The sequence below is a fragment of the Pediococcus inopinatus genome (assembly GCF_002982135.1).
Lineage (GTDB): Bacteria > Bacillota > Bacilli > Lactobacillales > Lactobacillaceae > Pediococcus > Pediococcus inopinatus.
Genome location: NZ_CP019981.1, coordinates 276,454 through 289,621 on the forward strand (window position 1 = coordinate 276,454; position 13,168 = coordinate 289,621).

Consider the following 13,168-nt stretch of genomic DNA (forward strand, 5'->3'; position numbering starts at 1 on the left):
TTGAGATGAAGATATCGTGAATAAAATTCGACCCAAATATTCAGTGAATTGGGTGACGATTTTGTTAGTATTGGTACTTGGAGGAATTTTATGTTTCTTAACGCAGCATGATGCGCAATTGTATAAAGCACCGGTTGCCCAAATAACGCACGTGACAAACCAGAAACGTGTTTCTCAAGTAGATAACTTTCATAATCATGATTATGAGCAAAAACAGATTTTAACCGTGAAGGTGCTTAATGGCAAAGATCGGGGCAAGGTGTTACGCGCACAAAACACTTTTTCTGAGTCTAAAGCAATGGATCAGGCTTTTCGTGGCAATCAGCAGGTGTTTTTACACATTCAAAAAGGATCAAACGGAAAATTACAAGCAACGGTTACGGATTTAAAACGGGATACAGTGATTGTATTTTTAAGTTGGCTAGCAATTAGTTTGTTATTGTTAACGATGAAATTTAGTGGCTTGATGGCATTGCTGAGCGTTTTATTGAATGGTGTGCTGTTCTTTTTGGCCATTAAATTGGATGTCATGTTGCAGGCAACTAATGTCCTAGCAATTTTTAGTGTTTTAGCTTTTATCTTTGCCGGACTCACTTTATTTTTAGTACTTGGCAAAACAAAGCAAATGCTTGTGACATTTGGTGCTACGGTGTTAGGCACGGTAGGATCAGTCCTGGTCACTTTGTTAGTGTTAGCCGTGACGCATGAAAAGTGTCTTCATTTTGAGACGATGGAGTATGTTACCCAGAATCCGGAAACGGTTTTCTTAGCAGAAACTATTTTAGGATCTCTAGGGGCTGTGATGGATGAATCCACGGATATTATTTCCAGTTTATTTGCCCTTCACCGAGAGACACCAAGCCTGACCAGATGGCAATTGTTTCTATCGGGCAGAGAAATTGGCAAATCGATTATGGGACCATTAATCAATGTGTTGTTTCTTATTTTTATGGCCGACACATTTGGGATGATGGTCTTGTACTTGCGTAACGGTAATAGCTGGGCATATGCATTTACAATGAATATGTCGTTAGGAATGGTTCAAAGCTTGGTGAGTGGAATTGGGATCGTATTGGCAATTCCTGCCGCCAGTTGGTTTGCCAGCAGTATCTTAAAAAGAGGTGACCAACTGTGAGTACCATTTCAGCTTTAATTTTGATCTTATTTGTTCTCATGCTCATTGTTGGTGGTGGCCAAGGCTTAAAATCATTTTTGAGTTTAACAATTAATTTTGCAGTTATTTTTATGACTGTCGTCTTGATCGGGCTGAATTTTCCGATCATGTGGGTTACGCTTTTAAACGCCACAATTATTTTAGCCGTGACAATTTATTTGGGGGATGATGATCCATTGACAACCGAAACAGCGTTTTACGGGTCTGTCTTGGTGATGGTTATCATTGTGATTCTTATTATTCCGGTTGAACACTGGGCCACGGTTCAAGGGTTTGGTAATGAAAATACCGAAGACCTGGAAGGCTTATCACTATTGGTGGGCATTAAATTCTTAGATGTCAGTATTGCAACCACCATTCTAAGTAGTTTAGGGGCAATCGCAGAAGCAGCAATTGCTATTTCTGCGGGGTTAGGAGAAATTTTGGCACAGAAGCCAGAATTAGAAGCTAAGCAGCTCTTTAAAGATGGCATGGCCATTGGCAAACAAATTATTGGAACAACCTTCAATACGCTATTTTTTGGATTCTTTGGAGGCTTTTTAGGATTGTTCATTTGGTTTGAACGGTTGAATTATACGTTTGGTGAGCTTTTAAATAATAAAATATTTGTCTCAGAGCTTTTAATGATTTTAATTTCGTTTATTGGGGTTATCTTGACAATCCCGATTACTACGTGGGTGATTCGCTTAAAAGTGGGTCATCAAAAACGCGCCCATCAATAATATTAAAAAAGACATCTCAGCAGAAAAAATTGGGTCTACACTTTCTGGTATTGGTGAATAACTGATACCAGTTTTTATTTTGAAAATTAAAAGGACATCTGTCCTCTTTGTGCTACGATTTAATCACCAAACAAAATCGAAAAGAGGAAAAACAGATGTCCCTAACTAATTCTATCTTAAGCTTGTTTGAAATGACAGACCCAAATATAACCGTAACTGGTGTTACCAAGAAACGTTGCCCGAATGGACAACGAATTCATGTCGTTCACGCCAACCTTTCTTATCAGCTTGTGAAATGTCCCCATTGTGGCCATAAAAGTCTAATTAAAAACGGTACCCACGTTAGTCATCTAAGGTTGGGAACCTTATCAGGCGGACGTTATGAAATGCAGCTAAGAAGACAAAGATATCAATGCCAACATTGTTTAAAAACCTGTGGAGCTAAAACTAACCTCGTTAGACGTAATGAAACTTTTACCCACAATGTTAAACATCAGGTCATTGTGCTAGCTCGTGACATGCTGACCAGTAAAGAAATCGCTAAAATTTGTGGCATTTCACCAAGTAGTGTGCAACGTATTTTAAATGCAAATATTCACTTGGCTTACCGTGTTAAGCAACTTCCACCAAATCTTTGTTTCGATGAATTTCGTTCCTGTAATCATCTAATGTCCTTTAACTGTTGCGATGCCGTTAGTCATCGCCGCATTGTGACCCTCGAAGATCGTCTCAGTAAGGATATCATTGATTACTTTGAAGCTCGTTATTCAGTTCAAGAACGTGCGAAAGTTCAAACAATTACTATTGATATGAACGCCGAATATGCCAGCTTTATTCATCGTTTATTCCCGAACGCTGTCACGATTATTGACCGTTTCCACATTATTCAGCTTGCTGGTCGTGCACTAGACAATGTACGTACACGCATTATCCGTACTTTTCAAGATAAGCATTCACGCATTTACCGCATCCTTAAATCTCAATGGCGTTTATTTCATTTGGCAGAAGAGAAAATCAATGACACTAAGCTTATCTATTTACGAGGCATTAACGAGTATATGACCCAACAGAACGCCATCGACCTTGCCTTAGATGAATTTCCAGAATTCAAAACTGTGTATCAAACTTATCAAGGCATTCTAACTGCTATCCACCAAAAGAATGCCACGGGATTTAAAAATTTGATTACCAACTACCAAGTAGCTGGTAATCAAATGGACGTCACCATTTCAACCTTCGTTAAGAACGGCTCAGCAGTGCTCAACAGTTGTCGTTATCCGTATTCTAACGGTCCTATTGAAGGACTTAATCGCAAAATCAAGGTATTAAAGCGTAGCTGTTTTGGTTTTCGAAATATTCATAACTTCTTCATTCGTATCAGTTTAATTCATGAGTAAACAAAAAGCACATTCACCGAAGTGAACATGCCTTCAAAAATCTCTACCAATACAGTTTGACAGAGACCCAAAAAATTCTGTCTGAGATGTCTTTTTAGATCACACTTTATCGTAAGTTACATGCAGGGCAGCCGAAATACCAAGTGGAAATAAGAACAGCCAAATAACCTCTGCAACGAAAAGTACCAGTGCAATTTGAATGAACGAAAGTAGTTGCGTAAAACCAAGTGCAAGCAATGGAATTAAGCTTAATAGGCCAATAAAACCAAGAATTTTATCAAAACTATTCATGGCATTTAAATATTGCGTGGTTGAGGAACGAGCCGTTCGTAAAATAATTGGAATGATCAAAGCTAAATTGACATAGGTAAAAAGAATTCCAGCAAGCATGGGAACATCCGCTAATAAAGATTCTTTTAAAAGACTAGTCGATAATAGATTGATTAATCTAAAGCTTCCTCCAAAGGCGACTAATAAAGTACCACTCGCATAAATAGCAAACAAAGACTGTGAAATAGCCAATAAATAAATGATCAGAAAACCAATTAGCCAAGGTAACAGATGAGTAACATCATGTTTAAGAGCTTGTTTTTGATTGGTAACTGAAACAGTCTCACCAGAATAGGCTAAGTTGCTTTTTGATAACGACGTTCCTTGCAAGGTCGAATTCGTGGTTGTTTTTAATTGTTTAAGTGTTTTTACGCCAGAATTGGAAGAAGGTTCTTTATTTAAAACAATTGAGATGGTTGTTGTTTTGTTCTTATTTAGATTAAATTGATTTAATGCATTTTTCATTGGGGCCGTTTTTAAGTCTGCTGCCGTCATGTACAGGGTGCTAACAATACCAGATTTGCTTAAGCCAGTTAGGTAACTATTATCAGCAGCCAAGTTTTGTTGGGCAATTTCTACGTTCTTACTATCCTTTGATAGGGCAGTCTTAGTATTTTCAATGGCCGTTTCAGCATCTTGAAAATCATCATTAACGGTTTGTTGGTCATCTTCAACTTGACTGATATTATCAGCAATGACCGAGTTGTTGGAACTGATCACTTTGATGTTGCGATGCAATGTTTTAAGATCACTTAATGGATTTCTATTATGTGTTTTTAAAGAAGTCAAAACTTGTCGCGTGTTTTTTGATCCCTGTGATAGGCTTCGTGAGTTAAGCAAATTAGTCAATGTGGTTTGTTGGTCTTCAATCGTGGTAATATCACTAGCCAAGTCACTTGCTTGTTCGGATACCTGTGAGCTTTGAGATCCGATGGCATCTAAATTGGTGAGACTTTCTGATAAGGTCTTTAAAGTGGAACTAAGTTTTAAGGATTTTAATTGTTTTTGAGAATTTTTAAGTGACGTTTGTGTTTTAGTTAAGTTCAAGTTGGCCGCCGAAAGCTGGCTGGTAATGAGTTTAAGTTGTTGATTCACGTATAAACTGGATAACGGTGTTCCGGCAGGTTGCACTACAGAGAAAACAGCTGCCACGTTTGGTACGGGTTTTAACTTTTGGGTCAACTGATTAATCACCGCTAGATCCTGAGTTGTGGTTATTGCAGATTGATTGGTTAGCGAAATGGTGATTGGTGAAAGCTTTCCGGTCGGATAATGACTGGAAACAACATTTGCGCCTGTCTTAGCTTGGCTTGAAAACGGCGTGTCTGTCGAAGAAGACCAGTTAAGCGGCCGAGTTTTTATGAAAAGACCCGCACAAATAACAATAAAAATACCAACTAAGGTTAAAATAGCATGTTTATTTCCTAGAGTGGTATTGAAGTGCCAAAAATTCACTGTAGTGGATAGCTTTCTTGCGGAACCGGGCCAGAAAAATAAATCTTCCAAAAACTCGGTTAAAGCAGGCATTAAAGTGTAAAAAATTAGCCAGCCTAAGCCCAAAGAAACGCCAATAATCCACAACGAACTAAGGGTTTCGTTCTTTGCTAAAAGTAAAGCGGATCCAGTGATGATTAAAGGAACAATTGTGATCAGCGAAGGTAGCCACGACCGTTTGTAAAGTGGATCAGCAGATTGAAGAGTCTCAAAATGATTACTGTAAGAGTGATAGAAAACAGCAATAACAATTGGCAAGATGCCAAAGCTGATAAATGCCATAATCAAATCGGTTTGAGCAGTGTAGGGTGCATTAAAAAAATGAGCTGCACTTGCTGCAACGGAAAGACTGGTTAGGTAGGTAATTCCAGAGAGTAACAGCGTGATTAATGGGGCGATCACTGATCGAAAAATGAGTCCTATTGAAATTAGCATCAGTACACAACAAATACCAATCATAATTTTTGTGGCCGTCTGAATGGCCTGAGCTCTTGCAACCTGGAGGACATCATTTCCAGTTACGTAGGTCGTAACACCGGGTGTATGAACCAAACTATAGACTTGGGGAATGAGAATATGAAACTGAGATTGTTTATTTTTGAAATGAAGAATGGTTAGTTCGGTTGACTTATCTGCCGAATTTAAACGATGGGATGCATTCGAATCGTTAGCAGACTCAATGGTTTGGATGCCCAGAAATTTTTTGTTTGCTTGTAATTTTTCTTGAGTATCTTGGATAGCCTTTTTTTGTTTACTTGTCAGTGAACCATTAGGATTTGTATAAACAATGGTCGCCGAGGTTCGTTGCTGCTTCTTATTTGTGCTTGTGTCGGTAGGCAATTGCTGACTGTAACGATTGTTCCAAGTCAGTGAATTGGGAAGTAAGACGATCAAGCCAACCAGAAGAACGGCCCACGTGATCAGACTGGCAATTTTAAGTTTTTTTGTCTTTGACATTTCGTTATTCATTCCTTATGTATTACGTATTTGCTATTCTGAGTTTACCATAGACGATGCTTTGTGTTTAAGCTGAAAATAAAAGATTGGTTACGCTATAAAGAGAAAATACGTAATTTAGATGCATATTTTTTATAATGCCATTATTTTTTGAAAAAGTTATTCAAATTCAAAATGAGCAGGACAATCAAAATGAGGATCACAGTGATTAAAATGGTGAGTTCCCAGCCAATGATGGAGTGACTAAAAGGAACAAGGACGTTTTGACCAAAAAAGCCAAAAACGATTGAAGGAACTGCCAACACAATTGAAAAGACAGTTAAAAATTTCATGGTATTATTTAAATCGCTATCGAGAACATTTGAATTGGCGTTTGCGACCCGTTCAATAATGTCGGTCGCTAACTGCGCCATTTCCTCGCCTTGTTGTGATTCAACAATGACATCTTCTAGTTGTTCATGTTGGCCAGTGGTCATCTGAATTTCTTGCATCCGGTTCATACTGGTTAAAAGGGCATTATTAGATCTTAGAGAGGTTAAATAATAAACTAAACTAGTTTCTAAACCCAACATGTCAGAAATAGATTTTCGTGAAATGCGATGAGTCATCGATTTTTGAATTTGTTGCCGTTGCCGATTAATGTTATTTACAGCGTCAAAATACTGAACCGAAAGCTCATAGAGGGTCCGGAAAATGATGGTTAATGGCGCAACTTCTTCTTTACTATGAAGTAAGGCGTTGTTGAGATGACGGGCAAAAACCGTATTAACAAATTCTGTAGAAGATCGAGTAAAAGTTAAAACATAATCATTAACTAACATGATCCCGATAGGCTCTGTACTCCCACTGGCAGTAATATCTTTAGAAAGAACATCGAAAATAAGCAAAAAAATATTTGCGTCACGATCGGTTTCGATGCGGGCTCTTTCATTTGGATCAATTGCGTAACCAATCATTTCATCAGTTACCTGGTAGTGGTGAATTAATTTTTCTTTTTCTACCTGAGTTGGTTCATTAATTGCAACCCAAGTGTGTTGTTTATTGATCTTTTTTTCAGTAATCATAATTTTTATCCTCATTTGAAGTGGAAATTGTAAAATCTTGCACCACCCCAATTTTAATCCATTAAAACGCCGCCGTCTATGCGATGTAAAAACAAAACTTAATTTTGAAAGAATATTCGTGAATGTGGTATGATTCTACTCAATGAAAGTTTCGAAATATAGTGAACAAGGAGTGCAGAAATGTGCAAATAATTTCAAAATTATATGGTCCCTTTTTTGATCTACATAATTGGGAAACCGTCTTAACATCCAGTAGTGATTGGATGATTATTTTATCGTTAATTATGATTGAATGTCTATTGTCCGTTGATAATGCCGTTGTGCTTGCAACACAAACGCAGGCCTTAACAAACTTAAAAGAACGAGAAAAATCTTTGTTTTATGGACTTTGGGGAGCGTATATTTTTCGTTTTCTAGTAATTGGAATTGGGACGTATCTAATTCATATCTGGGAGATTAAAATTGCTGGGGCCCTGTACTTACTGTACATGGTTTATCGTTATTTTGCGCCTAAAACGAAAAAAACGAGCAAAACACCACAAAAATCAATCAAAAAGAAACGTCACATATCGTTATTTTGGTCCGTTGTTATTCAGATTGAAATGATGGATATCATTTTCTCAGTGGATTCTGTTTTAGCGTCCCTGGCGATTTCGTCCAATCCAGTTGTAGTACTAATTGGTGGAATGATCGGAATTTTATGTATGCGGGGAATTGCCGAAGTGATCATGAATGTGATGCGTAAAATCCCAGAATTGGAAACAATGGCCTATGTGTTAATTGCAATTATTGGTGTGAAACTGTTTGTGTCCATTCCAATGATTGGTTGGGAAATTCCATCTGGCATATTTGCGCTGATTGTGGTTTTTGCGGTATTGATTACATTGGTTATTCATTACTTTAGAGTTCGTAAAGCACGGTAAATTTGAAAGGGGGTTTGCAGTTTTGTGAGACTTCTTGCAATTCCGTAACTCCCAACTTACTTCGCTCACTATTCAAGGACAGTTCAGTAAGTCAGTTACGAATTTGTAAGCATGCTAACCGCGAGATGCAATCTCGCTAACGACATTCTTAAACCTCAAAACAAAACGTCTGAATTCACTCACTATGCTATAATTTACCCATAAGATTTGAAAACGGAGGAAAGCAATTTGGCTGTAACACTTACAAGCTATAATATTGATAAAGAGACAGACCAAGGCCTGACCATTGTTGATTTTTGGGCTCCTTGGTGTGGCCCTTGTAAAATGATGGAACCTGTTTTGGATCAGCTCGAAACTGAGTATACTGGAAAAATTAAATTTGCAAAATTAAACGTCGATCATCAACAAGAAATTGCTGAGCAGTATAAGATCATGAGTATTCCGGCCCTGGTCTTATTTCGAGACGGGAAAGCTGTTGAAAAAGTGACAGGCTATTATCCAAAAGACAAATTAACGAAATATCTGGATTCCAAAGTAGAGACAAGGTGACAAAATGAAAACCGCAATTGTGATTGATAGTTCTGCGTATGTTCCGGAAGCACTGGTCAAACAATATCATTTAGTTGTAATTAACCAACCGATTTTATTTGGTAATCATCTTTATCGTGAAGGAGTTGATCTAACTTCAACTGAATTTTACGAACGACTCACAAAGGATAAAACTGTTCCTACTGCTTCACAAGTGGCGATGACGGAAATGCAAAATGTTTTCACAAAATTGGCTAGTGAAGGGTACCAAGCAGCAATTTGTTTTGGAATCTCTAGTGGTTTAAGTGGATTTATTTCTAATTTGGCAGCCTTTGCGCCATCTGTAAAAGACTTAGAGGTCTACACAGTTGATTCTAAATTTGCCGGAACGGCTGAAGGCAATTTGGCCCTGTTGGCCGCAGAGCTGGTTGCTAGGGGTTATGCCGTTCATGACGTTTTGAGTAAGGTAGAGGACTTACAGAAAGCCACGCATTTTTTGTTAATTGTTTATAATATGCGGGCATTATCTAAAACCGGTCGCATTGTGAGTCGCTCGCCATTAATGGGGGCAATTCTTGGAACGAGAACAATTTTAACCTTTAATGAGGCCGGCCGTTTGGAGTTAGTTACCAATGCGCATCGGATGAATCGTGCCTTTAAGAAAGCTAAACTGAGACTAGATACTGACCTTCAAAAACAAAAAACACATGTCCGGATCAGTGTTTTGGATGCTGATAACGAAGAATTAAGTCAGCAGTGGAGTGATGAACTTGCGAAGACTTATTCCCAATCGGTTGTTGAAACAGGAAAAATTGGTCCTTTTTTAGGTGTTCACGCAGGATACAAATCAATGGCGATTGTTTGGGCGCCTGACTGGCGAGACATGATTGAGGATGGTCAGGGTCAGGCTAAACCAAAAGTGTGACTTGTGCTAAGATAGTATTGTTGAATTAAAAAATTGGGAGATATAGAAATGATTACATTAAAATCAGAACGAGAAGTAAAAGGGATGCAAAAATCTGGCGCAGTGCTTGCCGGCATGCATCTTGGCTTACGTGATATTATCAAGCCTGGAATTTCGAGCTGGGATATTGAAAAGTTTGCTGTTCGTTACCTTGCAGAAAACAATGCTAAAGCTGAAGAAAAAGGTTTTGAAGGCTATGAATATGCAACTTGTGTGAGTGTTAATAACGAAGTTTGTCATGGCTTTCCCCGCAAAGATTTGCTGATCAAAGACGGCGATTTGGTTAAGGTTGATACAGTGGTTAGTGTTGATGGCTACATGTCAGACTCATGCTGGGCATACGCAGTGGGCGATGTGAGCGATGAAGTTAAAAAGTTAATGGACGTGACAAAAAAGGCTTTGTACCTTGGAATTGATGCCGCTGTTCCGGGTAACCGAATTGGCGATATTGGTCATGTAATGCAACACTATATTGAAGATGAAAATGGCTATGGTGATGTACGTGAATTTGTCGGACATGGTATTCAACCAACCATGCATGAAGATCCAATGGTCCCGGGTTATGGTGATGCTGGTCGTGGCTTGCGTTTGAAGGCGGGTATGACAATTACCATCGAACCAATGGTGAACACTGGTGATTGGCGTTGTGACACCTCTGCTCCTGATGGCTGGACAGTGACCACCATGGATGGCAGCTTAAGTTGTCAGTATGAACATACTTTGGTAGTTACAAACGATGGTCCAAAGATCTTAACGTCACAGGATCCTGAGTTTGATGCTAAGTATTTATTAAAGCCAGAATTTGATGCTAAAATTCTAAAATAAATATTCACTTAAAATAATAAAAGTTGGTTTACTTTTAAGTAGCCAACTTTTTTGTATCCGCAAAAGACGAATACTTGGACAAACACAGAAATTTCGGTATGATAGTACGCGTGTAGAACATTACGATTTAAACTTTATAAATGAAAAACGGTGGCAGTATGAATAAAAGAGATTTAGAAGCAAAACGCATTGTAATTAAAATTGGGACCAGCTCATTACTTTATCAAAATACCAGCCAACTAAATTTGCGAGCCATTGAGCGCTTAGCATTTGTGCTCAGCGATTTGAAAAATCAAGGCAAAGAAGTTGTCTTGGTTTCTTCGGGAGCTATTGGGGTCGGAATGGGTAAATTGGGATTAACTAAACGACCGGAAACAATTCCTGCTCAACAAGCAGTGGCGTCTGTTGGTCAAGGTGAGTTACTTGGGATCTATGAGCGTGAATTTCAGAATTATGGAAAATCAGTTGCCCAAATGCTGTTAACTCGCGACGTTTTGGTTTATCCGCAAAGCAAAAAGAACGTCTTTAATGCTTTTCAGGAGTTATTGAAGCTAAATGTGATTCCGATTGTAAATGAAAATGATACAGTTTCGGTTGATGAATTGGACCATAAAACTAAATTCGGTGATAATGACCAATTATCAGCAGTTGTTGCAGACTTGATAAACGCAGATTTGTTAATTATGTTGTCAGATATTGACGGATTTTATTCTAGCAATCCGTTAACAGATCCTAACGCAGAGTTGTATCATACCGTGACTAGTATTGATAGCTCAATCATTCAATCAGCTGGTGGCCGGGGAACTAAGTTTGGCACAGGCGGAATGGTGACTAAATTAAAAGCCGCAAAACGGATTTTAAGTAATAATCAGAAAATGGTTTTGGCAAATGGAGAGAATCCGCGGATAATTTATAATATTTTGGCCGGTGAACCGGTGGGGACGCTTTTCGAACCCAAACAGGTAGCTACGAAAGAAGGATTAGCATGATTACTTTAATAGAAATGGGTAAACAGGCGCAAGCTGCAGAACAACAGCTTTCTCAGTTAGCGACTGTCAAGAAAAATCAAGTTTTAAAAACCATGGCTAAACAAGTTCGTCAAGCCTCCCCTGAAATTTTGAAAGCTAATGCAATTGATATGCAAAATGCTGAAAAAAATGGTGTTCGAAAAGTGATGTTGGACCGTTTGCAACTAGATAAAGAGCGGATCAATAGCATGGCCGAGGGCCTAGAACAAGTTGCTGGGTTAGCTGATCCAATTGGCGAAGAACTGAAAGGCTGGACGACTGAAGCTGGACTAGATATTTCTCAGGTACGGGTTCCTTTGGGTGTGATCGGGATGATTTACGAAGCTCGGCCAAATGTGACCGTCGATGCTGCAGCACTGACTTTTAAAGCTGGTAACGCGGTTATTTTAAGGGGTGGAAAAGAAGCCATCAATTCTAATCAGGCGTTGGTTACCGCCCTACGTCGGGGATTGCAAACTGAAGAGGTTTCTGTGGACAGTATTCAACTAATTACTGATACTTCACATGAAACGGCGACGGCTTTAATGCAGTTGACAGACTATTTGGATGTTTTGATTCCTCGTGGGAGCGCCAAATTTATCAAGATGGTTGTGGACAAGGCCAAAGTTCCGGTAATCGAAACAGGAGCCGGCAATTGCCACGTATATGTGGATGAAGGTGCTGATTTGCAAATGGCCACAGATATTGTGGTTAACGCCAAAACGCAACGACCTTCTGTTTGCAACGCGATGGAAAAATTAGTTGTGAACCAAGCTGTTGCAGCTAAACTGTTACCAATGGTTGCTGAGGCGCTGAAGCCTTTTAACGTGGATTTGCGTGGTGATGAACGTGCCAAGCAAATTTTGCCAGAAATCAGTTCAGCGACAGAAGCCGACTGGGGTACGGAATACAACGATTATATAATGGCAATCAAAGTGGTGGATGATTTAGACCAGGCAATTGCGCATATTAATCGCTATAACACCAAGCATAGTGAAGCCATCATTACCAACAATTATGCGCATAGTGAACGATTTACAAAAGAAATCGATGCTGCAGTTGTTTACGTAAATGCTTCAACCAGATTTACGGATGGGGTGGAATTTGGATTTGGTGCCGAAATTGGCATTAGTACTCAAAAGCTACACGCCCGTGGACCAATGGGCTTAAACGAAATTACATCTACGAAGTATGTGGTTCGTGGAAACGGACAAGTTCGAAAATAAAAATAAAAAAACAGCTTTCGGTTTTAGAATTTTTCTAAACCAAAAGCTGTTTTTAGTATCAATGGAAAATTAATAGTTACTGATTTCAATCAAGTTACCATCGGGATCGCGGACGTATACGGAAGTCAGTTTTCCGTGAGCACCGGTTTTTTGAACTGGGCCTTCAATGATATCAACGTAGTAGCTCCTGAGGTGATTAATGACCTCAGGTAACTTGTCTTTTACCACAATACACAAGTCTGCTGATCCAGGGGTGGGCTCGGATGCGACCGGATTGTGAGGGTGATCGCTGAGTTGAAAATTAATTTTTTGTTTCCCACATAAAACTGCCTTCCGATCATCGTCAAAGGTCATGATTGGCATATCGAAGACCTCGTGATAAAAACGGAGGCTCTTTTCAATATCGGTAACAGTTAAGACAATGTGGTCAATTTCACGTACATTCATAATAGATAACTTCCTTACTGAATTTAATTACCAATAGTATAGCATATTTCCTGATTGTGAATTGCTGTAGTTGACGCTGTTTGGCCGTTTGTGATACGGTTGATGATAGT

12 protein-coding genes are annotated in these 13,168 nt (G+C 38.9%); 9 read left to right on the forward strand and 3 right to left on the reverse strand.

All coding sequences use genetic code 11. The features are described 5' to 3' along the window. The first annotated feature begins 16 nt into the window (after positions 1-16). From PI20285_RS01355 to PI20285_RS01365, 3 genes are all read left to right on the forward strand, one after another. Positions 17-1,135 carry a YibE/F family protein gene (locus PI20285_RS01355; RefSeq protein WP_236698847.1) on the forward strand — a complete coding sequence of 373 codons (1,119 nt, stop codon included), beginning with the start codon at positions 17-19 and terminating at the stop codon, positions 1,133-1,135. Next, complete coding sequence (locus tag PI20285_RS01360) at positions 1,132-1,896, forward strand: YibE/F family protein (protein ID WP_057775449.1); 765 nt, start codon at positions 1,132-1,134, stop codon at positions 1,894-1,896. Before PI20285_RS01355 ends, PI20285_RS01360 begins: the two co-directional genes overlap by 4 nt. 107 nt (positions 1,897-2,003) lie before the next feature. After that, positions 2,004-3,293, forward strand: coding sequence for an ISL3 family transposase (locus tag PI20285_RS01365; protein ID WP_245080531.1), 1,290 nt, complete (start codon positions 2,004-2,006; stop codon positions 3,291-3,293). A gap of 99 nt (positions 3,294-3,392) precedes the next feature. On the opposite strand, the gene PI20285_RS01370 is transcribed toward PI20285_RS01365, so the two are convergent. Both PI20285_RS01370 and PI20285_RS01375 read right to left on the reverse strand, forming a co-directional pair. Then, the gene (locus PI20285_RS01370) at positions 3,393-6,074 is read right to left on the reverse strand and encodes an MMPL family transporter (protein ID WP_057775279.1); all 2,682 of its coding nucleotides are present in this window, start codon (positions 6,072-6,074) and stop codon (positions 3,393-3,395) included. Positions 6,075-6,217: 143 nt separating this feature from the next. Next, positions 6,218-7,138 (reverse strand): magnesium transporter CorA family protein, encoded by a 921-nt coding sequence (locus tag PI20285_RS01375; protein ID WP_057775278.1) that lies wholly within the window; start codon positions 7,136-7,138, stop codon positions 6,218-6,220. 182 nt (positions 7,139-7,320) lie between these two features. Here PI20285_RS01375 and PI20285_RS01380 point away from each other — a divergent pair, with 182 nt between their 5' ends. The 6 genes from PI20285_RS01380 to PI20285_RS01405 all read left to right on the forward strand — a co-directional run bounded on the left by PI20285_RS01380 (position 7,321) and on the right by PI20285_RS01405 (position 12,611). Then, positions 7,321-8,061, forward strand: coding sequence for a TerC family protein (locus PI20285_RS01380; protein WP_057775276.1), 741 nt, complete (start codon positions 7,321-7,323; stop codon positions 8,059-8,061). Positions 8,062-8,289: 228 nt separating this feature from the next. Next, positions 8,290-8,610, forward strand: coding sequence for a thioredoxin (gene trxA / locus PI20285_RS01385; RefSeq protein WP_057775274.1), 321 nt, complete (start codon positions 8,290-8,292; stop codon positions 8,608-8,610). A gap of 4 nt (positions 8,611-8,614) precedes the next feature. Further along, positions 8,615-9,514 carry a DegV family protein gene (locus PI20285_RS01390; protein WP_057775272.1) on the forward strand — a complete coding sequence of 300 codons (900 nt, stop codon included), beginning with the start codon at positions 8,615-8,617 and terminating at the stop codon, positions 9,512-9,514. 48 nt (positions 9,515-9,562) lie between these two features. After that, on the forward strand, positions 9,563-10,378 hold the full coding sequence (gene map, locus PI20285_RS01395) for a type I methionyl aminopeptidase (RefSeq protein WP_057775270.1): 816 nt from the start codon (positions 9,563-9,565) through the stop codon (positions 10,376-10,378). A gap of 158 nt (positions 10,379-10,536) precedes the next feature. Then, positions 10,537-11,367: a glutamate 5-kinase gene (proB, locus tag PI20285_RS01400; protein WP_057775267.1), complete on the forward strand. Its 831-nt coding sequence runs from the start codon at positions 10,537-10,539 to the stop codon at positions 11,365-11,367. Then, complete coding sequence (locus PI20285_RS01405; RefSeq protein ID WP_057775265.1) at positions 11,364-12,611, forward strand: glutamate-5-semialdehyde dehydrogenase; 1,248 nt, start codon at positions 11,364-11,366, stop codon at positions 12,609-12,611. Before proB ends, PI20285_RS01405 begins: the two co-directional genes overlap by 4 nt. Positions 12,612-12,680: 69 nt before the next feature. Here PI20285_RS01405 and PI20285_RS01410 read toward each other — a convergent pair whose 3' ends face one another. Continuing rightward, positions 12,681-13,058, reverse strand: a complete 378-nt coding sequence (locus PI20285_RS01410; protein WP_057775264.1) for a VOC family protein — start codon at positions 13,056-13,058, stop codon at positions 12,681-12,683. Between the last annotated feature and the right edge of the window lie 110 nt (positions 13,059-13,168).